The sequence below is a fragment of the Faecalicatena sp. Marseille-Q4148 genome, from assembly GCA_018228665.1.
Classification (GTDB): Bacteria; Bacillota; Clostridia; order Lachnospirales; family Lachnospiraceae; genus UBA9414.
Genome location: CP073692.1, coordinates 483,795 through 509,843, shown reverse-complemented (window position 1 = coordinate 509,843; position 26,049 = coordinate 483,795). Strand labels below are relative to the sequence as shown.

The following is a 26,049-nucleotide window of genomic DNA, read 5'->3' as shown; positions in this document are numbered from 1 at the left end:
TACAACCCAAATTCTGTCTATTTTCCGATACAATGGTCTACTTCTTTTGTAAATCTGCTCATAATATGATATATTGAATATAATTTTTATAACAGAAGGAGTGACATCACTATGAAATTGACCGGACTGATTACTGAATATAACCCCTTTCACAATGGACATGCCTACCACTTAAAGAAAGCTTTGGAAGTTACGGGCGCAGATGCAGCCGTCGTTATTATGAGCGGTGACTTTGTACAGCGCGGCGCACCTGCCCTTCTTCCAAAACATATGCGGGCAAAGATGGCATTGTCTGAAGGCGCCGGGGCTGTTTTCGAACTTCCGGTCTGCTATGCCTGCGGAAGCGCTGAATTCTTTGCCGGAGGCGCCATTTCCCTCCTGACACAGCTCGGATGCATTGATTCTGTCTGCTTTGGCTCCGAATGCGGTTCTATTGAGCCTCTTATGAAAGCCGCCAAAGTCCTTTCGGATGAACCTGCCGCTTTTCAAAATATTTTACAAGAACATTTGAAGCAGGGACTTTCCTTTCCAAAAGCAAGGCAGAAAGCTCTGATCTCCTTTCTGCCGGAGTTTAAAGATGCCGGCTCTTTCCTTGCGTCTCCTAACAATATTTTGGCAATTGAATATCTCAAAGCCATCTTACAGCAGAACAGTCCGCTCAAACCATTTACCATTTCAAGAACAGGCACCCATTACCATGATACCAGCCTTGACAGCCCTCTAAGTTCCGCATCCGCAATCCGCAGTGCAATTTCAGAGGGGACTGCCCTTGATGCCCTGGAGACTTTTATGCCGGTATCGGCGCTTCACATTCTGAAAGAAGCTTTTTCCTGCGGTTATCCTGTTACTTTGGAAGACTTTCGGCTGCCTTTAAAATACCGTCTTCTCACAGAGTCTCGTGATTCTCTTTGCCAATTTGCTGATGTCAGTCCTGAACTGGCTGACCGGATCTGCAATCAGCTTGGGAATTTTGATTCCCTCGCCCAATTTACTGCACTTCTAAAGACAAAAGAAATGACACATGCGAGAATCAGCCGGGCGCTGTTTCATATTCTGCTTGGAATTACGCAGGAGAAACTTCTTGCATATCGGGCGGAGGGTTTTACTTATTATGCACGGCTTCTTGGATTTCGCACAAGCCAGAAGGAAATCCTGACCGCCGTCAGCAGATCATCTTCCATTCCTCTGCTGACAAAGATTACAAAAAGTTCTTCACTATCGCCTGTCGGACAAGATATGCTTTCTCTCGATATCCGCTCTTCGGATTTGTACGAAATAATAGCTGCCGATAAATACCGGCAGCCATTTCGCTCTGAATATCAAAAACAAATTATTAAATTACCTTAGAGCAGGCCACGGCCATTGCTCCCGGACCAATATGGCATGCCACACTCAGCGACAGGCGTGCCATATAAACTTCACAAGTTGGGAACCTGTCCTCAATCTCTTCTTTCCATTTTGCCGCTTCCTCATCTGAACAAGTATACGCCGCTTCTAAATGGATCTTCTGATTCTGGAAGCGATGCAGCATATCTTTCTCCATCGCATCCAGCATCGTTTTCTTCGCCTGCTTCCAACCCCGTACCTTTGCAAATGCATCTAATTTTTCTCCCTGGATCTGAAGCACCGGTTTTAAATTCAGCACTGTTCCGATTGCTGCTGCTGCAGGTGTGATTCTGCCGCCCTTTTTCAAATATTTTAATGTATCAACTGTAATATAAATACTTGCCGCAAGACGATTTTCTTCCAAAATTTCTTTTATTTCTGCTGCATTTTTCCCTGCTGCGGCAAGCTGCATCGCATCCAGTACCGACTGACGCTGTGTTACAGAAATACGCTGATTATTTACAACATGCACCCTGCCTGCATATTCTTCTTCCATTGCAAGACTCATAGCGGTCTCACAGGAGCTGCTCAAGCCACTTGACATCGGAATATGAAGCACTTCCTCATGCGTGCGCAGCAGTTCATCCCAAAGTTCCATTACATCTCCCGGAGATGGTTGGGATGTGGTGATTTCCGCATCATTTTCTAACTTTTTATAGAATTCTTCCTGCGTCAGCGTAATATCTTCTAAAAACAGTTCTCCGTCAATAAAAAATGGCATTGGAAGGACTGTAATCCCAAGTTCACGCCCTTCTTTTTGTGTGATTCCGCTGTTGCTGTCCGTAACAATTGCTATTTTCCCCATATTATTTACCTCATTAAATCATTACACTTTCTGAAATCTGATCCCTTTTCGCCACTGTGATAGGAAGTTCTTCCCCCCGGTAAGGATTATCTCCCAGTGTCACTTCAAGCTTCACTGTCTCGTATGCAAGCTGTTCATAATTATTCTCTTTGCTCAGATGCCCCAACATAATGCTCTTCATATGATTATTCAAAATATCGCAGAGCAGTCGTCCCGATGTTTCATTGGATAAATGGCCCTTATCACCTGCCACACGCCGTTTCAAATGATATGGATACACACCAACTTCCAACATATGGATATCGTGATTCGCTTCAAGAAGGATTGCGTCCAGATCTCTTAAATGTTCCACCGTATAGTCATCATAAATCCCCATATCGGTTGCTACTGCTACCGATTTGCTGCCGCTTGCAAAACGATATGCCGCCGGTTCTTTGGCATCATGGGAGATCCGAAACGGATTTACTTCAATATTTCCTATGGAAAATGGATGGTCAATCTGTACTTCATGAAGCAATCCTTCCGGCAGCTTTCCAAGAGATTTGCTCTGACGGATGCCTTCAATTGTTCCTCGTGTTGCATAAACCGGAATCTCATATTTACGGCTAAATACGCCAAGCCCCTGAATATGATCAGAGTGTTCATGGGTAATCAGAATCCCATTCAGCTCATTCCCCTTTACATCCAGTTCCTTTAACCCTTCTTCAATTCGTTTCTTACTGATTCCCGTATCTACAAGTAAATGTGTGGATTCACTTCCTACATAGATACAGTTGCCGCTGCTTCCACTGGCAATGCTGCACATTCTCATGTTATCTATCTCCTGATTGTATCATCTATTTCGTTAACATACTGATTCTAACGCATTTTTTAACTGACTGCAAGTCTCTTTCCACAAACCGCTGTTATCGATTGTTCTGTCGCAGGCTTCGCGAAATTCATTCTCACTTTTCTGTGCCTGAAGCATGGAAGTTATTTTTTCATCTGAATACCCCCGGGACGCTTTCAGCCGCGCCCGCCTTATTTCCTCACGCGCGTAAATATACCAGATCTCTTCACAGATCTCTTCGTACCCGTCTTCCAAAAGCAGCGCAGCCTCCAGCACAAACAGTCTTGTTCCAGCTGATTCTTCCTCCCGGATACATTTTTGTACATATTGTTTCACTTTCGGATGAACGATCTGATTCAGCCTTTCCAGCTTTATCGCATCTGAAAACACAATACTTCCAAGTATTTTTCGATCGATCTTTCCATCTTCTTTCAGAATTCGCACGCCAAATTCCGCAACGATTTCTTTATAGCAGCATGCTCCCGGTTCCTGGAGCAAATGAGCAATTTGATCCGCCTCGTATACTTTCGTATCCGGCAATTCCTGAAACCAGGAAAGCACCTTACTCTTTCCGCAGCCTACGCCTCCCGTAATTCCAATAATTTTCATTTTTCTGTCTTCCTTTGCTTCCTGCAAGCGCTTTCTTCTTAAATTCTCTTTGTGATTTCGTATCTCTTTATTATTTAGCGTCATACCAGTTCTCGCCAGTCTGCACATCGATGACAAGCGGAACACTCAGAGAGACAGCCTGCTCCATTTCTCTTGCTAAAATCTCTCTCACTTTTTCTTCTTCTTCCACAAATGTTTCAATCAGTAACTCATCATGAACCTGCAGAACAATTCTGGAACGCAGTTGTTCTTTCCGCAATGATTCATTTACCCCGATCATAGCGATCTTCATAATATCTGCCGCCGTTCCCTGGATTGGGGAGTTCATAGCTACACGCTCCCCGAAGCTGCGCTGCATAAAATTAGATGATTTCAATTCCGGAATCGGACGTTTTCTTCCAAACAAGGTTGTTACATATCCTTTTTCTTTCGCATGAGTCACTGCATCATCCAGAAATTTCTTAATTCCGGGATAGGTTTCAAAATAGCGCTCAATATATTCTGCTGCTTCCTTTCGCGTAATGCTTAGATCCTGACTCAATCCAAAAGAACTGATTCCATATACAATCCCAAAATTAACCGCTTTGGCATTTCTTCTTTGCAGTTCTGTCACTTCCTCAAACGGCGTATGGAATACTTGGGAGGCGGTTGTTCTGTGAATGTCTTTCGCTTCCCGATACGCATCAATCAGCGCCTGATCCCCCGAACAATGAGCCAGCACCCGAAGCTCAATCTGCGAGTAGTCCGCATCTACAAAAATACATCCTTCCTGCGGAACAAATACCTTCCGGATCCGTCTTCCCAGTTCCATTCGTACCGGAATATTCTGAAGATTCGGGTCCGTACTGCTGATCCGCCCGGTTGCTGTAACAGTCTGGTGGAATTTTCCGTGAATTCGCCCGTCTTCTCCAATAAAACCTGCCAGGCCGTCTGCATAAGTAGATTTCAACTTTGTTAACTGTCGATACTCAAGAACCGATGCCACGATCGGATATTCGCCTGCAAGTTTTTCTAAAATGTCCGCTGCTGTCGAGTATCCGCTTTTTGTTTTCTTCCCATGGGGAAGCTGCAGTTTTTCAAACAAAATTACCCCTAACTGTTTTGGCGAATTAATGTTAAACTGTTCTCCGGCCATTTCCCAAATTACTTTTTCCAGTTCTTCGATTCTTCCTGTCAATGCTTCTCCGTACGCTTTTAATTCCTCGGCTTTTACACGGACGCCCGCTTCTTCCATATCGTTCAGTGCAAAGACAAGCGGCAGCTCGATTTCTTCATACAGCTTTTCCATCTGTTCTTCTTCCAATCGTTTCTGTAAAACCGGTGCAAGTTCATACGCCGCATAGGCCTCATAGCATGTCCGGTCTTCTCTCTTTGTTTTCTCACTGATTGAAAGATGTAAGTATTCTTCTGCAATTTCTTCAAATCCATATGCATTTTTCAGTGGATTCAAAAGATATGCCGCAATATGTACATCAAAAACAAATGCTGTCCGGCTCACGTTTGTTTCCTTCAAAAGCTTCTTCAGATCAAACAATGCTATTTTCTTCCCTGCCTTCGCCAATTCAGAAAATGCCTCATAGATCATCTTCATCGTAATGTCTTTGCCTGCCGGGATTCGATAAACTTCTGCATCTCCTATCGCAATCGCAGCCGCACTGTAACCACCCATGCCTGCAAAGAGCGGTAAAGAATGTTCTTCATCCTTTTCAAGAGAAACACCGATCCATTCTGCTCCTTTTGCCTTTTCAAGCACTTTTTGAAGTCCTTCCCTTTCTGTTACTTCAAGGAAATGTTTTTCCACTTCATTTACCGGAACCTCTACTTCAAACTTTGCCAGCAGATTTTTAAACTGAAGTTTCCGAAAATATTCATACGCTTCCGGTGTAAAAAGATTTCCAATTCTGGCTTCCCCTACCTCATACTCCAAATCCGCATTCAGGCAGATTGTCGCCAGCGTCTTACTCATTTGTGCCAGATCGTAGTGTTCCTGAAGCGCTTTTGATGCCCGCGGCGGCTTCAGTTCACTGACATGTGCATACGCATTTTCAACGCTTCCGTATTCTACAATAATTTTCGTAGCAGTCTTTTCTCCAATGCTCGGAACTCCCGGAATATTATCTGACGTATCTCCCATCAGCGCTTTCACATCGATAAACTCTTTCGGAGTTACCTGATAGCGCTCTTTCACATCTGACGCATAGTAATCTTCTACCTCTGTACGTCCCTGCTTTGTCTTAGGAATTCGGATTTTTACCCGATCCGTAGCAAGCTGCAGCAAATCTCTGTCTCCGGAAAGAACAGTCACTTCCATCCCCTGCTCTTCGCAGCGTTTTGACAGTGTTCCAATCAAATCATCTGCTTCTAATCCTGCTTTTTCGATCACGCGAATTCCCATAGCTTTTAGCACTTCTTTCATGACCGGCACTTGCTGACGCAGTTCCTCTGCCATTGGTTTTCTCGTTCCTTTATATGCATCGTACATCTCATGCCGAAATGTAGGTGCATGCACGTCAAACGCAACTGTCAGATACTCCGGCTGTTCCTCATCCAGAACTTTGAATAAAATATTCAGAAATCCATATATCGCATTCGTATGGAGTCCTTCATCATTGGTCAGATCCGGCACACCAAAAAAAGCCCGGTTTAATATACTATGTCCATCGATTAATAAAATTTTTTCGCTCATTGATACACTCCTGTCCCGACGGCAAAAGCCCGTACGTTCTCATACCCATTTATGATATCATATTTTAGAGTCAATGAAAACACGATTATCACAAATCCGGGCAACAAAAAAAGTACCGCAAATGCGATACTTTTCTTATGCCGGCGGCGGGACTTGAACCCGCACGTAGTTGCCCACAACAGATTTTGAGTCTGCCTCGTCTGCCATTCCGACACACCGGCCGGTTTCTCAACCGTTTTGTATCATATCATAGTTTTATGATAAATGCAAGCTTTTTCTTTATAAAACCATCTTTTTCTCACATTTTGTTTTTTAAGCAACTAAATGACAAGATATTTCTCAGCAAGACATCCTTCAAAATACTCTATTACATTCTGAGCTGCCCGAAGATTCATTTCACCAAAATTTTCACTCGTAAAAGATGCTGTATGTGGTGTCAGCACTGCCCGTTCACTTGACGCCAGCAGAGAATCTGTGCACGGCTCATGATCAAATACATCTACACAAGCTCCCCGAAGCTGCTTTTGATCTAACGCTTCTCTCAACGCTTTCTCATCCATGACCGGCGCCCGCGCAACATTAATAAAAACACTCTCCGGCTTCATCAGTGCAAATTTTTCTGCATCAAACATGCCTCGTGTGCTGTCTGTCAAGGGCACATTCACTGAGACATAATCACTCACAGCCAGAAGCTCCGGCAAATCGCAGTAACGAGCATGATATGTTTCTTCCCATTCTTTTTTCGGATGACGACAATAGTATCGTACTTCCATTCCTAACGCGTTGGCACGCTTCGCAATCTCTTTGCCGATTCCGCCAAAGCCCACTAGTCCAAGACCCCGATTCTTAGCTCCGTACATCATTTTCCGATTCCAGATACCACGATGCATCTCTTCATTCTGTAAGAAAATCTCCCTGGCAAAATGAAGGATATACGCAATCACATGCTCTGCAACAGCGCCTTCCACCGTCCCTGTCGTCCGCGCCACAGAAACACCCCGTTTCCGACATGCTTCAATATCAATCGAATCATAGCCGATTCCCCGCCTAGAAATAAACTTCAACTTCGGACATTTTTGAAGTACAAAATCATTAATCTCTTCCATCGCAACAATTGCTGCATCTGCGCCTTCCAGAAGTTTTGCATTTTCTTCTGCTGAAGATGTTCCCTGATTCCATCCGCTTTTATCCACTATTTCACAACCGCTCTCTTTCAAAAGTGTGATTGCTCTTTTGTCTTCTTCCAGTACAAAATTTCTTGCTGTAATGACAACTTTCATTTATTTCATCAGCTTCTTTCCAATCTCAAAACAATCGAATGTCGCAAAATAATCTGCCGGAGTTTCTGCCCTTCGGATCAGCTGCACTTCTCCATTCTCTTTCAGAAGAAGTTCTGCTGACTTTAACTTTCCATTGTAGTTATATCCCATAGAAAACCCATGCGCACCTGTGTCATGAATGATCAGATAATCACCAATTTCAATCTTCGGAAGCATCCTGTCGATCGCAAACTTGTCATTATTCTCACAGAGTGATCCGGTAATATCGTACTTGTGGTCACAGACATGATGTTCTTTCCCGGCAACTGTGATATGATGATAAGCACCGTACATGGCCGGCCGCATAAGATTAACCGCACAGGCATCACAGCCTATATACTCTTTATAGATATGCTTTTCGTGAACAGCTTTCGTTACAAGACATCCATACGGTCCCATCATAAACCGTCCAAGTTCTGTATAAATTGCCACATCTCCCATTCCTGCCGGAACAAGCACTTCCTCATATACTCTGCGTACCCCATCGCCAATCACTCTGATATCATTCGGTTCCTGATCCGGTGTATACGGAATCCCGATACCACCTGATAAATTGATAAATGAGATATGCGCTCCCGTTTCTTTCCGGAGCTGTACTGCCAGCTGAAACAACACTCTTGCCAGCATCGGATAGTATTCGTTCGTCACCGTATTACTTGCCAGAAAGGCGTGAATTCCAAATTCTTCTGCGCCCTTTGCCTTCAGTATCCGAAACGCTTCAAACAACTGCTCTGTTGTCATTCCATATTTAGAGTCTCCCGGATTATCCATAATATCATTACTGATCTGGAACAATCCACCCGGATTGAATCTGCAGCTGATTTTTTTCGGGATATAGCCAATCGTATCTTCCAAAAATTGAATATGGGTAAAATCATCCAGGTTGATCGTCGCTCCAAGCTTCGCCGCATAAGCAAATTCCTCTGCCGGCGTCGCATTAGATGAAAACATAATGTCTTCGCCGGTTGCTCCGATTGCTTCCGAAAGCATCAATTCTGTATAAGAAGAGCAGTCACAGCCACAACCGTACTCCCGCAAAATCTGCATCAGATATGGATTCGGCGTTGCTTTCACCGCAAAATATTCCCGAAATCCTGGGTTCCAGGCAAATGCATCTCTTAATGCCTGCATATTCTTCCGGATTCCTCTCTCATCATACAGATGAAATGGCGTCGGATATGTCTTTACAATCTCTTCAATCTGTTCTTTCGTCACAAATGGTTCTTTCTTCATCAGTAGCACTCCTAGTTATTTTTTATGTTCATGTGTGAATAAATGATCCTGGCAATATTCATAATTGCCATTACACTTTGAGCAATAGCGGAATTCCAGATTCGGATCATCCAGCTCTGTCCTGCCGCATACTGCACAGCGATGCCGCGGCCCGTCTCCTGACGGCGCTGATCGCTTCATTTCCTGCTGAAATTTGCGTTTTCTCTGTATTTCTTTCGGATTGTATGGAGAAAGATTTCTTGTTGATAAGAAAAATACAATAAAGTTCAGAAGCGACGCTAAAATAACACCCTTCGTTGGCCAGCCTCCTCTTAAGAAATCATATCCGATCAGTACGAAATACAAAATTCCCATCCATTTCATCTTAATCGGAATCACAAAATAAAGCAGTACCTGCATCTCCGGATAACTTGCTGCAAACGCAAGGAAAATAGACATATTAATGTAATACGTTGAGAAGAAAGCTCCCATAATGCCTCCGACTCCTGCAAATCCCGGAACAAGTATTGAAAAAATTCCATACAGCACAAATGCACCAATTACCGTAAAGATAATTCCCGAGAGAATATATACATTATACCGGAAAGTTCCCCATGTCTGCTCCAATGTTTTTCCAAGTGAATAGTAAAACAGCAGCATAATGATCGTAAAAAGATCAAAACTTGATGGCGGAATCAGCACCCAGCTTACAATCCTCCAAACCTGTCCTCTCAGAATCAGCGCCGGCTCCAGCGTCAGATACGAAAACATATTCGGCATAAACACGGAAATAGCAAAACCAAGTACATAACATGCAATCAGATAAAATGTTAAATTCGGAATGGCATACTTTCCAAACTTTCTTTCCAGTTTATTCAACCAGTTCATATCATTCTTCCCCTTTTCATTTTTTATATGATAATGTACACATTGTAACTTTTCCTTTGACGTTTGTCAATTTGAAGCCTGCTGTTTATTTCTTTTTTAGAAATTATTAAATTCTCATTTCCAACCTTCGTCAAAAAATGTCATATTTCACAATTTGTTCATAATATTTAACAATCTTTTTAGCTATTTGGAAATTGTGTTTTTTCCCTTTCTGTCGTATAATGTACATTGGTACGCAGAAAGCATATTAAATAAGTAATAACACTATATTTTTAAGATAAAGGAGTGACAGCATGAGTCAAAAAGATTTGTATACACTAGGGATTGACATCGGCTCCACCACTGTTAAAATTGCTGTATTAAACGACCATAACGAAATACTTTTTTCTGACTATGAACGGCATTATGCCAACATTCAGGAAACCCTCTCAGATCTTCTGGGACGGGCAATCTATACTGTCGGTTCTGTCAAAGTATCCCCGATGATCACCGGTTCAGGAGGCTTAACCCTGGCAAAGCATCTCGGGGTTCCTTTTGTTCAGGAAGTAATCGCTGTATCATCTGCACTGCAGGATTATGCACCTCAGACAGACGTTGCCATTGAACTTGGCGGTGAAGACGCCAAGATTATTTATTTTGAAGGAAAAAATGTCGAACAGCGTATGAACGGGATCTGTGCCGGCGGTACCGGTTCATTTATCGATCAGATGGCTTCTCTTCTTCAGACAGACGCTACCGGGTTAAATGAATATGCTAAACATTATAAAGCCCTTTATACCATTGCGGCACGCTGCGGTGTGTTCGCAAAATCAGACATCCAGCCTTTGATTAATGAAGGCGCCACAAAGGAAGACTTATCCGCCTCTATTTTCCAGGCAGTTGTCAACCAGACAATCAGCGGACTCGCCTGCGGCAAGCCTATCCGCGGCCATGTTGCATTCCTCGGCGGACCGCTGCATTTTCTTTCGGAACTTCGGGAAGCCTTTGTCCGTACACTGAACCTTGATGAGGAACATACAATTATTCCAACTTATTCTCATCTCTTTGCTGCCATCGGATCTGCCCTGAATTCCAAAAAAGATGTCGTTACATCTCTGTTGGAACTTAGGGATAAGCTTGCAAACCGAATTGAAATGGAATTTGAAGTAGAGCGCCTTCAGCCTCTTTTTGCTTCTGAACAAGATTATCACGAATTTAAAGAACGACATGACAAGCACCAGGTGCCAATGATGGATCTAAGTACCTATCGCGGGAACTGTTTTCTTGGAATTGATGCCGGTTCTACAACAACAAAAGCAGCACTTGTAGCGGAAGACGGAACACTGCTGTATTCTTTTTATCAGAGCAATAACGGCGATCCGCTTGGCACGACAATTTCTGCCATAAAAGATATTTACCGGCATCTTCCGGACGGAGTACGCATTGCTCACTCCTGTTCCACCGGCTATGGAGAAGTATTGATCAAGTCCGCTCTTTTGCTTGATGAAGGTGAAGTAGAAACAATTTCCCACTACTATGCTGCATCTTTCTTTGAACCGGATGTAGACTGTATCCTTGACATCGGCGGTCAGGATATGAAGTGCATTAAAATCAAAAACCAAACGGTAGACAGTGTCCAATTAAATGAAGCCTGCTCCTCCGGATGCGGTTCTTTCATTGAAACTTTTGCAAAATCTCTTAATTATTCTGTAGAAGATTTTGCTCATGAAGCTTTATTTGCCCGCAATCCCATCGATCTTGGAACGCGCTGCACTGTGTTTATGAATTCTAAAGTAAAACAGGCACAGAAGGAAGGAGCTTCTGTTGCAGATATTTCTGCCGGTCTCGCCTACTCTGTCATTAAAAATGCTCTGTTTAAAGTAATCAAAGTATCCGACGCTTCTGAACTTGGTTCTCACATTGTAGTACAGGGTGGAACCTTTTATAACGATGCTGTCCTGCGAAGCTTTGAAAGTATTGCCGACTGTCACGCTGTACGTCCGGATATTGCCGGTATTATGGGCGCTTTCGGCGCTGCGCTTATCGCAAGAGAACGCTATCAGATGAAGGGATGCACCGGCACAACCATGCTTCCGATCAAAGAAATCGAAGCACTTACTTATACAACAACCATGACAAAATGCAAGGGATGTACAAACAACTGCCGCCTGACAATTAATAAATTCAGCGGCGGTCGGAGCTACATTTCCGGAAACCGCTGTGAGCGTGGACTCGGTAAGGAAAAATCACAGAATAAACTTCCGAACCTGTTCGACTACAAATTCCACCGCTACTTTGATTATGAACCGCTCGCTCTTTCCGAGGCAAAGCGCGGCATTGTCGGAATTCCACGCGTTTTGAATATGTATGAGAACTACCCGCTCTGGTTCACGTTTTTTACCGAACTTGGCTACCGGGTACTGCTTTCTCCGGCTTCCAGTCATAAGATTTATGAAATGGGAATTGAGTCGATTCCAAGTGAGTCTGAATGTTATCCGGCCAAATTGGCTCACGGTCATGTAGAATGGCTGATCCGGCAGAATGTGCCTTTTATCTTCTACCCTTGTATTCCTTATGAACGCCAGGAATTTGAAGATGCAAACAATCACTATAACTGCCCGATCGTCACTTCCTATGCGGAAAACATTCGAAATAATATTGACACCATTGTAAATGGAGAAGTTCGTTTTCTCAATCCATTCCTCTCTTTAAAAGATGAGGCAACATTTACAAACTGTCTTGTGAAAGAACTTGGAAACACTCTTTCAATTCCTGCAGAAGAAATTCGAAAAGCTGCTTCAAAAGCCTGGACTGAACTTTCCAATGCAAGAAATGATATCCGCAAAAAAGGTGAAGAGACGCTGGCGTACATGAAAGAACACCACAAACACGGTATTGTTCTTGCAGGACGTCCATATCACGTGGATCCGGAAGTAAATCACGGAATTCCCGAGCTGATTAATTCATATGATATTGCTGTTTTGACAGAGGATTCCATTTCTCACTTAGCTCCGGTAGAACGACCGCTGCTCGTAATGGATCAGTGGATGTACCACTCAAGACTTTATGCCGCCGCTAACTATGTCAAGACAAGAAATGATCTGGATCTCATTCAGCTCAACTCTTTTGGCTGCGGTCTGGATGCCGTTACAACCGATCAGGTATCCGATATTTTAACCGGATCGGGCAAGATCTATACTTCTTTGAAAATCGATGAAGTAAATAATCTGGGCGCTGCAAGAATTCGTATCCGTTCCCTGCTCGCTGCAATTCGTGTGCGGGAGCAGAAACAGGAGGCACGAGAGCTGCATTCAACTGCCATTACAAAAGTTCCGTTTACAAAAGAAATGAAAAAAGATTATACGATTCTCTGTCCACAGATGTCGCCAATTCATTTTGACCTTGTAGAGCCGGCTTTCCGCAAATGCGGTTACAACATCAAAGTGCTTCCGAACAGCAATAAAGCAGCCATTAACACGGGCTTAAAATATGTAAACAACGATGCCTGCTATCCATCCCTGATTGTTGTCGGTCAGATTATGGATGCGATTTTGTCCGGCGAATATGACACAGATAAACTTGCGGTTATCATCACGCAGACCGGAGGCGGTTGTCGTGCCTCCAACTACATTGGCTTTATCCGCCGTGCACTTGGCAAAGCCGGCTACGGGCATATTCCGGTTATCTCATTGAATTTGAGCGGTCTGGAGAATAACCCTGGTTTTCAGATTACGCTCCCACTTTTGCTAAGAGGCGTATATTCTCTGCTTCTCGGCGACATTTTCATGCGCGTACTCTATCGTACCCGCCCTTACGAAAAGATTCCGGGATCAGCCAATGCACTCCACGAAAAACTAAAGCAGGAATGTATTGATTTTCTCCAGAGCAATCATCTCTCTAAGAGAAAATTCGATCAGCTCTGCCGCCGGATTGTAAAAGAATTCGATCAGCTTCCAATGCTGGATATCCAAAAACCAAAAGTAGGAATTGTCGGAGAAATTCTTGTCAAATTCTCTCCGGTTGCAAACAACTATCTTGTGGAACTTCTGGAACAAGAAGGCGCTGAGGCAGTTGTTCCGGATCTGACAGATTTCTTCCTGTACAGTTTCTATAATATGAACTTTAAGTCCGAACATCTCGGTATGAAGAAATCTTCTGCCTGGAAAGCCAATCTTGGAATTCGTGTACTGGAATCCATGCGAAAATCTGCCTGTGATGCACTCAAAGAAAGTAAACACTTTCTCCCGCCGTCTCATATCAAAGACACCGCTGATATGGCAAAAGAAGTGGTATCGCTTGGAAATCAGACCGGAGAAGGCTGGTTCCTAACAGGAGAAATGCTGGAACTCATTCACAGCGGTACAAAGAATATTGTCTGTACACAGCCATTTGCCTGCCTGCCGAACCATATCGTAGGAAAAGGAGTTATCAAAGAGCTGCGCCGGCTTCATCCCGACTCTAATATCGTTGCAATCGATTATGATCCGGGTGCCAGCGAAGTAAATCAGCTGAACCGCATTAAATTAATGCTTTCAACCGCATATAAAAATCTGGAGTAATTCCTTAATATTAGAACAAAAAAACTCTTTCCCACAGAAAGAGCCTTTCCAAACATCCTTTTATACAGAACGTCCGAGTAAAATAACTTTGGACGTTCTGTTTTTATTGCTTCTATCCAGAAGCTTTCTACTGAAACACCCACAAATTTTTAATCTGCGGCTCTAATATTTCATACTCCCACAATGTTTTGCTATTCTTTTTACTATTAGAATCGTTCACTTTAATTTTTCCATCCTCGATTCCAACTAGTGTAATAAAATGCCCCGTTGTCGTAAAATCGCCCGGCCGCATACTGCAAATAATCGGCTGCCCGTTTTGCAGTGCCTCAAACACCGTATCTTTTGAAAGACTCATTTCTGTACCGGTAATCCCGAAAGAACGAACTCCACTCGTAAACAACTCCCAGCTTGTTCCTACACCCTCAACACAATACCCCTGTTCTTCTGCAAATTTAGCAATCGTATATGGCGTAACTGTATTTTCTCCCGTAAGACCTGCAATGACAGATGCCAGCGCTGTTGGGCCGCATCCGCTCACAGCAATCAAGCTATTTCCATATGCGCCATATCCCCAACGGTGATCCCACTGCAGTAAAAGCGGAAACTCCCCTTTGGTTACTTCTCCGATCGTATCGGCATATACCTTTCCCTTTTTATCCGGATAATCTAATACAAATTCTCTCATTTCCGGATTTCGTGATAACATCTCCAATAACTCTTCCGGATAATCTTCTTTTTGCGTAATCACAGGTAAATTTGCTCCCATTGCCTGCAAGATTATGAATCCACTGCTTAGCGCCCGGAGTGCAATAACTCCAAGACATAAAATTATTATTGTAATGATCAAACGCATCCTTTGCTTTATCTTTCTTCGATTTCGTTTTCTAGCTTTTAACCTCTGTTTTGTCATAGTGTATACCTCCATCTGTGTATTAGTTTATCTAAAATAAAGCAGATGGTTTTCTCTTTTCTCTCTCTAAATTCTTAAGAACTTCTTAGTTTTTACGGCACACAAAAAGACGCAGCTTCCAAAAGGAACTGCGCCTCTATATTGCTTTCTATTCCATTTCTGATAAAAGTTTCTCAATACTTACCAGCTTGACACTTAAAATAAAAATATCCGTTGCCATTGCAAGCTCTTCTTCTGTAGGAAATGTCGGAGCAATCCGGATGTTACTGTCATGCGGATCTTTGCCATACGGAAACGTAGCGCCGGCCTCTGTCATAATTACACCGGCTTCTTTTGCTTTTTCCACAATCTTCTTCGCACATCCGTCCAGTGCATCAAAAGAAATGAAATAACCTCCGCGTGGTTCCATCCAGGAACCGATTTCCAGTTCTCCCAACTCTTCTTTCAGTTTCCCGAGAACAATCTCAAATTTTGGCCGGATAATATCGGCATGTTTTTTCATATGCTGTACCATACCGTGAATATCTCCAAAAAATCTTGCATGGCGGAGCTGGTTTACTTTATCGTGTCCAATTGTCTGAATTTTCATCTGTTTACGGATATCGATCAAGTTTGCATCGGAAGCTGCAATCGCCGCAATCCCGGAACCCGGAAAACTAATCTTGGAAGTAGAAGCAAATTTATAAACCATGTCCGGATGTCCTTCCTTCTTACATTCCATCAGAATCTCAATAAGATAATCCTGCTTATCTTCATATAAATGATGAATTCCATAAGCGTTATCCCAGTAAATACGGAAATCCTCTGCTGCCGGTTCCAGACACGCAAAGCGATGCACCGTCTCATCCGAGTATGTAATTCCCTGCGGGTTAGAGTATTTCGGCACACACCAGATTCCTTTAATAGCCGGATCGCTGCTTACTAATTTCTCTATAAGATCCATATCCGGCCCGGATTCTGTCATTGGAACATTGATCATCTCAATCCCAAAATATTCTGTAATTGCAAAGTGTCTGTCATATCCCGGAACCGGGCATAAAAACTTCACTTTATCAAGCTTGCACCACGGAGTACTCCCCATAACGCCGTGTGTGAAAGAACGTGCAATGGTGTCGTACATCACATTCAGACTGGAATTTCCAAAAATAACAATATTGTCCTTTGGCACTTCAATCATATCCGCAAGGAGCTGCTTTGCCTCTTTAATTCCATCGAGAACACCGTAATTACGGCAATCCACTCCCTCTTCACAGATCAGATCTGAATCACTTGTCAATACATCCATCATTCCCATGGAGAGATCTAACTGCGCCTTTGACGGCTTCCCTCTTGACATATCCAGCTTGAGTCCTTTTGCCTTTACCTCTGCAAATTGTGCCTCTAATTCTTCTTTTAATTCCAGCAGTTCCTCTCTGCCAAGTTCTCTGTACGCTGCCATTGCGTATCCCTCCTACCTGATTTTCTTTTTCACTCCTTGCATCATACTAAAATTTTGACGTTTCGTCAATCATTTCTTGCAATTATTTCTTGTTTCATTTGTATTTTTATGGTTTTTAACATATTTTTTGAAATATATTTATATTATTTATTCATTTTGTTTTCCAACATCCTAATCCACAAGATTTTTTCATTACCAAATTGCATAATAAAACCTTGCATGAAGCTGCATACTCTTGTACGCTTCTCCTTGCAAGGTTTCTCGTTGCCGTTATTTCATCTTCTGCTATTTCACTAAGATATTATTTTTCAATCAAAAGGGATTTTCCTGTCATCTCTTTTGGCTGTTCCATTCCCATCAGTTCAATTAATGTCGGTGCAATATCTGCAAGACATCCACCTTCGCGAAGTCCATACTTCTCATCTGCATTGATTAAGATAAATGGAACCGGATTCGTTGTATGTGCTGTAAACGGAGCGCCTGTTTCTTCGTCAATGAGCTGCTCTGCATTTCCGTGGTCTGCACAAAGGAACATCTGTCCTCCCACTTCTTTTAACGCTTCCACTGTCTTTCCGACACATGTGTCAACCGCCTCGATTGCTTTGATTGCTGCATTTTCCACTCCGGTATGTCCTACCATATCCGGATTTGCAAAGTTCACAATAATGACATCGTATGTTCCTGACTGAATTGCAGCAACCAGTTTATCGCATACTTCCGGCGCACTCATCTCCGGCTGAAGATCATACGTTGCCACCTTCGGAGATTTAACAAGAATACGGTCTTCTCCTTCATTCGGCTCTTCTACGCCGCCATTAAAGAAGAACGTTACATGCGCATATTTCTCTGTTTCAGCAATACGTGCCTGTTTTAATCCATTTGCTGCAAGAAATTCCCCAAATGTATTTGTAATTTCTGTTTTAACAAATGCAACCTGTTTGTTTTCAATTGTTACATCATACTCTGTAAAGCAGACATAAGTTGTTTTTACGCGTTCGCCTCTGTCAAATCCTGTAAAGCTGTCATCACAGAATGTTCTTGTAATTTCTCTTGCACGGTCCGGGCGGAAGTTAAAGAAGATCACAGAATCCTTCTCCTGAATCATTGCTGTAGGAGCTCCGTCTTTCATAATCACAGTTGGAAGTACAAATTCATCTGTCTTGCCATTATCGTAAGAAGCCTGAATGGCATCTGCTGCCGCTTCTGCCGGAACACCTTCACCTTTCACCATGGCTTTGTATGCTAATTCTACTCGATCCCATCTGTTATCACGATCCATTGCGTAATAACGTCCCATGACAGTCGCTACTTCTCCTACTCCGATTTCTTTCATCTTCGCTTCCAACTCTGTCACATACTCTTTACCGGATGCCGGCGGTGTATCTCTTCCGTCTAAGAAGCAATGTACATATACCTTTGAAAGTCCCTGTCTTTTTGCCAGTTCCAGCAGACCATAAATATGTGTGTTATGACTATGAACGCCTCCGTCAGATACAAGTCCGAACAGGTGAAGCGCACTGTCATTTGCCTTTGCATTTTCGCAGGCAGCAAGCAATGCTTCATTTTCAAAGAAGTCTCCGTCCTGGATTGCTTTTGTAATCTTTGTCAGATCCTGATATACAATCCGTCCTGCTCCCATATTCAAATGACCAACTTCTGAATTCCCCATCTGACCTTCCGGAAGTCCCACTGCCATTCCACTGGCATTTCCTTCAACAAACGGATAGTCTGCCATTAATTTATCCATAACCGGAGTTGCAGCTTCTGCCACTGCATTTCCCTTTGTTTCTGTATTTAATCCGTAACCATCTAAAATCATCAATACTGTAGGTTTTTTACTCATCATATTCTCTCCTTCTCTGGTATTTTGAATATATGCTCTTTCCAGAGTTCATTTTACATGATTTTAAAATGGCTTGCAAGTTATATTCTTAACAATTTTGATATAAAACAAGGGATTCATATGGGCGAAGTGTCAAATGTGCTGCTATCTTGGCATCTTCATAATTTGCAATCAGAAGTTTGGCATTCTCTGCGGAAAATTCTTCCGGCACTTCGTAAGACAGCTCTTTTTCTGAAAAATTACATATAACAAGAAGCCTTTCTTCTCCCAGTTTTCTTTCATACACAAAGAGCTCCGGATCTTCCGGCAGCAATAATTGGTATGTACCATATGGAATGATATCGTACTCTTTTCGCAGCCGGATCAGTTTCTTATAAAAATAAAATACAGAATCTTTTCTGGACAGCTGTTCTTTCGCGTTGATTTCTTTATAATTCGGATTGACCATGATCCACGGTGTTCCTGTTGTAAATCCTGCATGCTCACTGTCGTCCCACTGTACCGGTGTTCTTGCGTTATCACGGCTTCTGCAGCGAAGGTAATGCAGCATTTCATCCGGTGTAACACTTCCGCGCCCTACTTCTTCCTCATATGCATTCAGACTTTCAATATCTCTGTAATCTTCCAGTTTTTCAAACGGAACATTTGTCATGCCAAGTTCTTCTCCCTGATATACATAAGGAGTTCCCTGCATCATATGGAGACAGACTGCCAGTGTTTTGGCAGAATACTCCCGAAACTGCGGCGAATCATTGCCAAGCCTTGATACCATTCGCGGCTGATCGTGATTGCACCAATACAGACTGTTCCATGCCTTTCCTTCCAGACCGGTCTCCCATCTGGACATTACCTCTTTTAGTTCCCGCAGATCGATCTTTTTGTCTGTCCATTTTCCAAGCGGTCCATTGGAAGATAGCCCTGTATGTTCAAACTGAAAGACCATATTTAGCTCTTTTCCGTTCAGGGATGCATATTTTGCTGCCTGTTCTACCGTTGCTCCCGCACATTCTCCGACAGTCAAAAGATCATATTTGGACAGCACCCGCCGATTCATCTCCTGCAAATATTCATGTACATGCGGTCCGTGGACACTGTAAGGTCCGTAACTGCCGTAAAGAGCTCCCGGAGCTTTCGGTCCGTCCGGAAGTCCCGGCACTTTCGAAATCATGCTGATCACGTCCATTCGGAAACCGTCAATTCCCTTCTGACACCACCAGTCCATCATATCAAATACTGCATCCCGCACCTTCGGATTGTCCCAGTTCAGATCCGGCTGCTTTTTGGAGAATAAATGCAGATAATACATATCTGTTGTTTTATCATACTCCCAGGCGGATCCGCTGAAACAGGACCCCCAGTTGTTCGGCTCTTTTCCGTCCTTACCTTCTCTCCAAAAATAATAATCGCGGTATGGATTCTCTTTCGACTTACGGCTTTCTACAAACCACGGATGTTCATCAGAAGTATGATTTACAACAAGATCCATCACAATCCGGATTCCACGCTCATGCGCCGCTGCCAGCATCCGGTCAAAGTCTTCCATTGTCCCGAATTCTTTCATGATTCCCCGGTAATTGCTAATATCGTACCCATTGTCATCATTTGGAGATTCGTACACCGGAGAAAGCCAGATTACATCAATTCCCAATTCCTTTAAATAATCCATTTTAGATGTAATACCATTCAAGTCACCAATCCCGTCTCCATTGCTGTCACAGAAACTGCGCGGATAAATCTGATATACTACCGCTTCTTTCCACCATGTCTTTTCCATCGTTTTCTTCTCCTTCATTCTGATTTCATCAGTTATAGGTTTTACGTTAAACTTGTTTTGTAAAAATATACAGGCTCCTTCAAAAAAGCCCGCATATTTTCTTTCTGCTATTGTTTTATCACACTCGTTTTGAACTGTCAATAAGTGTTTTCACAGATTCCCTCTCTACAATCCGCACAGGCAGTCTGATATCTTTTTCTTCGACTATTTCACCGCGAATCTGCCGCAGCAGCTGCTGTACCGCCAGAATTCCTTTTTCCGGAACTCCCTGATGAATTGTTGTAAGACGCGGCGAAGAAAAATGAGACATTAAAATATCATCAAACCCAATGATTGACAGTTCTTCCGGAATCTTAACGCCTCTATGCCGAAGCATGTCCATCAGTGCAAGGGCATAATAGTCCGAACTGACAACAATTCCGGTAAAATTTCTCAACCGCTCCAAATCTTCTCCAAATACGACCATCTGCTCACTCCACATAAGCCCTTTCTCCATACACGCCCTGCGAAACCCATGCAGACGAAGTCCATCCGCACATCGATCAGCTTCCCTTTCTGTAATCCGATGTTCTGTTGCAAATCCAATGCGGCGGTGGCCATGCTCCAGAAGATAATTTGCTGCCAGATATCCTCCTTCTTCATCCTCGGTTCCAACATTGACATACTGTTTTTCATGGAAAAAACAATCTGTAAACACAACCGGAATCTGCAGCCATTCTTTCAACAAATCACAAAAATCCATTCCCAGTCCGACAGTAATAATACCGTCCACATTCCAGTTTGCCACAAGATTTTTGATCTCTTCCGGAGAATCCGAAGCATACAGCATCATGTAATAACCACTCAAACGGATTTCCCTTTCCATTGCCCCTATTATCTCGGCTGTGAACGGACTGTGAAATATTCCGTCTTTCGCTTCCCGGTAACCGTGGATAATCACCCCTATAATTTTCGATTGATTTCGCACAAGCATTCTGGCTCCCATATTCGGAATGTAATGCATTTCCTTCATAATCTGTTGAATCTTTTCAATAGTTGCCGGAGAAACTCTCCCTGTATTGCCGTGAATCACATTGGAAACTGTTGTGACACTGACTCCGGCCGCTTTTGCAATATCCTTAATTGTTGTCATATTGTTTTCTCCACTCCTTGTTTAATCTTCCCGCATCATTCGTTTCTCTGTCATATAAGTAATCAGGAAATATCCTCCGTAAATCAATACAATCACTCCTGCTGTCAGAAACAGGGAAGAACCCATATTCACATATCCTACCGTTCCAAGCAGAAATTGTGCAAACTGAATTCCAAATACCGAATGAATCATTGCCAGAAGCAGGGGAAGACCGAAAAATATCGCTGTCTGCTGCAGCATGGAATGATGAATCATCTTCTCATCCACTCCAATCTTTCGAAGCATCTCATACCGTACTTTGTTATCCAGGTGGTCGGATAATTCTTTGAGCGCCAACACTGCTGCACTGGAAATCAGAAAGATAATTCCCAGATAAATACCGATAAATGTCACAATTGTCCCAAGACCTGCACTGCTCTCCATATGGATAATTTTCGTACTGATTTCAAAAATATAGGCAGCATCCGTTGTCGTTTCCAGCTGACTCAATGCGTTTTTCTCAACAACTTCATTTACTGCATACAGCTTATCTAAAAACGCTTTTTCTGTCTCCTTCTTTTCTTTCTGCGGCACATTATAATCTGCCGTTAATGTGCTAAACACACAGGTCATCTGTTTTACCGCATCATCGGGAACAATGTAAATTCCTGTATTGATCCGGCTTCCGGTCATGTATACATATCCATTCTGACAAGTGTCATACTTTGGTTCGTACGCTTTCCCGTCGATTGTAACCGGAACTCCTTCCTGAAGAGAGCGGTTTCGCACTTCTGCCATCTGTTCAAAACTTGCCAGAAGCACATACTGATTCTCTTCCAGTTCATAAGTCTTCTGTCCTGTCTGTTCAGCCAGTCGATTGTATTCACTAAGTGGAACAAATTCCTCTTTTGTTCCATATGCCAGCATCGGAAATTCCTTTTTTACTGAAGCGCTGAGCGTATCTCCCATCGTCAGTCCGCTTTCGTAAATCCGGACTGTTGTCGGCGCTTTCAGGAGCGCCAGATCTGCTCCTGCTTCCTGGATTTTTGTTTCTACATCCTCTCCCGGTGTTGTAATCTGAACATCCTTCGGGACATTCTCTTCCACTTCCCGTTTTGCCGTCTCATTCAGCGCTAATCCTGCTGACAGTACGCAGATCGTTAAAAACAGCATAAGACAGGTTACCGTCATCGAAAATACCATTGTATGTATCTTACTGTGAAGCTGACGCAGTGTAAAAGAATGAAGCGCCCGAAAATAAATTCGTTTTGTATTCATAACAAATTTCAGCAGCAGTCCGGAAAGAGACCAGAAGATAAGAAATGTAGCCACAATTCCTTCCAAGATCGGAGTTATGAGCGCATCTGCATACTGCATCTCTTCTATGCCTCCGGTTACTTGCCAGTATGCGTGTCCGAGAACAAGTACCGCTATCAGAAATACAATCGTACAGATGGTTGTATTTTTCATTTTCAGCTCTTCATTTTTCCTGCCCGACTGCAGCAGTTCAATCGGTCTGCTCCTTCTTACAGATACGGTATTGAATATCATAACAATCACATACATGATGCTAAAGTATAAAATTGTTTTCCCAAAAGCATCCGGAGAAAATGTAAAGGTAAAACGACTCATATCCACCTGGAACATATTTGCCACTGCAATGGACGCAAGCTGAGCCCCGAACACCCCAATGCAAAGACCGACTGCCAATGATATGACTCCAATAAATACCGTTTCAAAAAATAAGATTCTGGACACTGCGCCCTTCCCCATACCGAGGAGCAGATATACACCAAATTCTTTCTTTCGTCTGCGGATCAAAAATCGATTTGCATATACCATAAGGAATCCAAGCACTGCTGCCACAAATACACTTACAATTTCCAGTGTCCGTGTCATTAATATAATAATAGATTTGGTAGATTCGCTCAGCTGTTCCATTACGGTCTGCGTCTCCAGCGAATTAAACACATAAAAGATTGCAACGCCAATTACAAGTGTGAAAAAATAAATTCCGTAATCTTTTATGCTCTTTTTCATATTTTTTATGGAAAGGCTAAATAACATCATTAAAATCGCCTCCCAATAAACTCATCATATCGATGATCTTATCAAAAAAGGCTTTTCGCCCTTTCTCTCCTTTGCGGATTTCACTGTACAGCCGTCCATCCTTAATAAAGATCACCCGATCGGCATAACTTGCAGTAAACGCGTCATGTGTTACCATGAGAATTGTCGCCTCGCGCTTTTTGTTCAGCTCTAACAGATGCTCCATCAAATTTTTCGCATTTTTAGAATCAAGAGCTCCGGTCGGTTCATCGGCCAAAATCAATTTCGGACGCGTGATCACTGCACGGGCAGATGCAGTCCTCTGCTTCTCTCCACCGGAAATCTGATACGGATATTTGTTCAAAATCTGTTCCAGATTCATAAGGTGTGCAGCTTCCACTACTCTTCGGTCAATTTCTTCCGGTTTTACCTTCTGGATCTGCAGCGCCAGCGCGATATTTTCATAAACAGTAAGTGTATCCAGTAAATTAAAATCCTGAAAAATAAATCCCAGCATCTCCCTCCGAAACCGGTTCATCGCCTCTCCGCGAATCTTTGTAATATCTGTTCCGCTAAGATAAATATGTCCTGCCGTTACCTTATCGATCGTTGCAATCATATTTAGCAATGTTGTTTTTCCGGACCCGCTTGGTCCCATAATCGCCGCAAATTCCCCCTTATCTACGCTTAATGAGATTTTATCAATCGCTTTCGTTAAATTTGACTTATTTCCATAATACTTTTCTACTTCTTCCACTCGCAACATTTCTGCCATGTGTATTCGTCTCCTTTCCTGTTCTTTTCTTACACTTGTGAGTATAGCGAAACAGGTGGATTCCATCCATCGATTTCTATAACAGAACCTTACAGTTTTGTAAGCTTTCTGTCATCTTCCAACACCTGGTAGAACTCATGTTTCCAAAATCGTATTTCAACTTCCGTATAACTGTTCTTCACAGAATGGATCAAAATATCATGTCCCAGCTTTCCACAGAGTTTTTTGCATAAGTACAATCCCATTCCTGTAGAAGACTGAACGCGTCTTCCATTTTCTCCGGTAAAAGATTTCTCAAACACACGAGAAAGTTCACTTTCCTCTATTCCAATTCCATTATCCCATAGAGAAAGTATTGTGCAGTCCTTTTCTTCCCGCCCAGTGATACGGATCTCATCCTCTTCTCCTTTTAAGTACTTTAGACTATTATGCAAAATTTGCCGCACAATAAACTCCATCCACTTGCTGTCCGTCTGTACTCGACATTTTAACCCTTCCAGCTTTAGATGAATCTGCTGTCCCAGAATCGCTTCCTTTTCTGACTGCAGGACTCTTCCAATAATCTGTTCCAGTGAATACGTCTTAATCAGATAATCTTTCTCCGTATTCTGCCCCCGTGTATAATACAGGATTTGCTCTACCGCACATTCAATTCTCTTTACCTGTGCCTTTACTTTCTCTCCTGACAACAGGCTGTCATTATGCAGCATGAGAACAAGGCTTGCGATTGGTAATTTGATTTCATGAACCCAAAGTTCCATGTAGTCTTGTAATTCCTTCATCTCATCCCGGTACTGACGCAAATACTCATGCATTGCCCGGTCAGTCTCATACAAAACCTCTGTCAGCACCTCTCCTTCTCCAAAATCCGGATGTTCCAGAAGCTCCGGCAGAAGATATTTCTGATCAAGCTTTGCAAGTTTTTGAAAAACACTGTCATAAAACCGCTTCTTTTTCCAATAGTCAAAACAAACTGCCAGTACCTGACTCCCAATCATTACTCCGAGAAGTAAGATACTGACTTGTCGGTTGATACGCAGTCCAAAAAGCAAATAGGCAGCCAGAATATCTGCTGTAATAAAAATCAATGCAGGAACAAATTTCCCACGGCAATATCGATTCCATGTCATAATAAAATGTACCCCTGTCCTCTTCTTGTTTCAATTACATCATGCAGCCCCGCCTCTTCCAGCTTTCTGCGAAGACGCGTAATATTAACGGTCAATGTATTATCATCTACAAATTTCTCGTTATCCCAAAGATAACTCATAATCTCCTCCCGAGTTACAATCTCTCCCACATGCTCTAAAAGATAGCTGAAAATCCCGAATTCATTCTTAGACAGCAGAATCTCTTCCTCCCCTTGCACAAGGCAGCTTTTTGCCGGACAGATCTGAAGTCCGCGGTATGCCTGCATCTGTCCGCTCGTTTCCCCTGCCCGCTTCAGTACTGCTTCGATATGCAGAAGAAGCAATGCCGGATGATAAGGCTTTGTAATATAGTCATCTGCCCCATAACTCATGCATAATACTTCATCCATATCTGAATTCTTGCTCGTTACCATAATAACCGGAATCTGTGATGTCTTACGCACTTCCCGCAGGATAAAATCTCCTGTCATTCCGGGAATCTTAATATCCAGAAGAACAAGATCTGCATCCGTATTAATTATCTGCGATACTACTTTTTCAAACACAGTAACAATTTCCGCCTCATAACCACTGTTTACAAGCAATGTATAAAGTTCCTTCTGAAGACTTTCGTCATCTTCAATAATCAGTATCTTTTTCATATGGATTCCTCACTTCAGATTTTTGTAACCATTATACTATACTTGTCAATCCCGGAACAGAATTTCCTGAAAATTTCCCATTGAA

The 26,049-nt window shown here is 42.8% G+C and carries 18 protein-coding genes and 1 tRNA gene; 2 read left to right on the top strand and 17 right to left on the bottom strand.

What is annotated here, in order from left to right:
• Positions 1 to 111: 111 nt before the first annotated feature.
• Entirely contained in the window at positions 112 to 1,347 is a 1,236-nt protein-coding gene (locus KFE17_02430; protein QUO32630.1) for a nucleotidyltransferase, read from the top strand.
• Here the strand turns inward: KFE17_02430 and KFE17_02425 are convergent.
• The 8 genes from KFE17_02425 to KFE17_02390 form a co-directional block, all read right to left on the bottom strand.
• On the bottom strand, positions 1,334 to 2,191 hold the full coding sequence (locus KFE17_02425) for a DegV family protein (GenBank protein ID QUO32629.1): 858 nt from the start codon (positions 2,189 to 2,191) through the stop codon (positions 1,334 to 1,336). The two genes, KFE17_02430 and KFE17_02425, sit on opposite strands and share 14 nt — an antisense overlap.
• 13 nt (positions 2,192 to 2,204) lie before the next feature.
• Complete coding sequence (locus KFE17_02420; protein QUO32628.1) at positions 2,205 to 3,002, bottom strand: MBL fold metallo-hydrolase; 798 nt, start codon at positions 3,000 to 3,002, stop codon at positions 2,205 to 2,207.
• Between the two features lie 33 nt (positions 3,003 to 3,035).
• Complete coding sequence (coaE, locus tag KFE17_02415) at positions 3,036 to 3,629, bottom strand: dephospho-CoA kinase (protein ID QUO32627.1); 594 nt, start codon at positions 3,627 to 3,629, stop codon at positions 3,036 to 3,038.
• Between the two features lie 70 nt (positions 3,630 to 3,699).
• Entirely contained in the window at positions 3,700 to 6,315 is a 2,616-nt protein-coding gene (gene polA, locus KFE17_02410; protein ID QUO32626.1) for a DNA polymerase I, read from the bottom strand.
• Positions 6,316 to 6,453: 138 nt separating this feature from the next.
• Positions 6,454 to 6,536 (bottom strand) — tRNA-Leu (locus KFE17_02405).
• Between the two features lie 99 nt (positions 6,537 to 6,635).
• Positions 6,636 to 7,595: a phosphoglycerate dehydrogenase gene (locus KFE17_02400; GenBank protein QUO32625.1), complete on the bottom strand. Its 960-nt coding sequence runs from the start codon at positions 7,593 to 7,595 to the stop codon at positions 6,636 to 6,638.
• Positions 7,596 to 8,867, bottom strand: coding sequence for a diaminopimelate decarboxylase (locus tag KFE17_02395; protein ID QUO32624.1), 1,272 nt, complete (start codon positions 8,865 to 8,867; stop codon positions 7,596 to 7,598). It abuts the gene before it with no gap.
• Between the two features lie 15 nt (positions 8,868 to 8,882).
• Entirely contained in the window at positions 8,883 to 9,734 is an 852-nt protein-coding gene (locus KFE17_02390) for a hypothetical protein (protein ID QUO32623.1), read from the bottom strand.
• Positions 9,735 to 10,027: 293 nt separating this feature from the next.
• Here KFE17_02390 and KFE17_02385 point away from each other — a divergent pair, with 293 nt between their 5' ends.
• Positions 10,028 to 14,272, top strand: coding sequence for a 2-hydroxyacyl-CoA dehydratase (locus KFE17_02385; protein ID QUO32622.1), 4,245 nt, complete (start codon positions 10,028 to 10,030; stop codon positions 14,270 to 14,272).
• 127 nt (positions 14,273 to 14,399) lie between these two features.
• On the opposite strand, the gene KFE17_02380 is transcribed toward KFE17_02385, so the two are convergent.
• The 9 genes from KFE17_02380 to KFE17_02340 form a co-directional block, all read right to left on the bottom strand.
• A complete protein-coding gene (locus tag KFE17_02380) occupies positions 14,400 to 15,038 on the bottom strand; it encodes a C39 family peptidase (GenBank protein QUO33593.1) in 639 nt (212 codons plus the stop codon).
• 292 nt (positions 15,039 to 15,330) lie between these two features.
• The gene (locus tag KFE17_02375; protein QUO32621.1) at positions 15,331 to 16,620 is read right to left on the bottom strand and encodes an aminotransferase; all 1,290 of its coding nucleotides are present in this window, start codon (positions 16,618 to 16,620) and stop codon (positions 15,331 to 15,333) included.
• A gap of 301 nt (positions 16,621 to 16,921) precedes the next feature.
• Entirely contained in the window at positions 16,922 to 18,463 is a 1,542-nt protein-coding gene (gene gpmI, locus KFE17_02370; GenBank protein ID QUO32620.1) for a 2,3-bisphosphoglycerate-independent phosphoglycerate mutase, read from the bottom strand.
• Positions 18,464 to 18,551: 88 nt separating this feature from the next.
• Positions 18,552 to 20,237, bottom strand: coding sequence for an alpha-glucosidase (locus KFE17_02365; GenBank protein QUO32619.1), 1,686 nt, complete (start codon positions 20,235 to 20,237; stop codon positions 18,552 to 18,554).
• 118 nt (positions 20,238 to 20,355) lie between these two features.
• Positions 20,356 to 21,369 carry a LacI family DNA-binding transcriptional regulator gene (locus KFE17_02360; protein QUO32618.1) on the bottom strand — a complete coding sequence of 338 codons (1,014 nt, stop codon included), beginning with the start codon at positions 21,367 to 21,369 and terminating at the stop codon, positions 20,356 to 20,358.
• 21 nt (positions 21,370 to 21,390) lie between these two features.
• A complete protein-coding gene (locus KFE17_02355; GenBank protein ID QUO32617.1) occupies positions 21,391 to 23,418 on the bottom strand; it encodes an ABC transporter permease in 2,028 nt (675 codons plus the stop codon).
• The gene (locus KFE17_02350; protein ID QUO32616.1) at positions 23,405 to 24,172 is read right to left on the bottom strand and encodes an ABC transporter ATP-binding protein; all 768 of its coding nucleotides are present in this window, start codon (positions 24,170 to 24,172) and stop codon (positions 23,405 to 23,407) included. The genes KFE17_02355 and KFE17_02350 overlap by 14 nt, the downstream gene beginning before the upstream one ends.
• An 89-nt stretch (positions 24,173 to 24,261) precedes the next feature.
• Positions 24,262 to 25,302 (bottom strand): sensor histidine kinase, encoded by a 1,041-nt coding sequence (locus KFE17_02345; GenBank protein QUO32615.1) that lies wholly within the window; start codon positions 25,300 to 25,302, stop codon positions 24,262 to 24,264.
• Positions 25,299 to 25,964, bottom strand: coding sequence for a response regulator transcription factor (locus KFE17_02340; GenBank protein QUO32614.1), 666 nt, complete (start codon positions 25,962 to 25,964; stop codon positions 25,299 to 25,301). The genes KFE17_02345 and KFE17_02340 overlap by 4 nt, the downstream gene beginning before the upstream one ends.
• Positions 25,965 to 26,049: the final 85 nt, after the last annotated feature.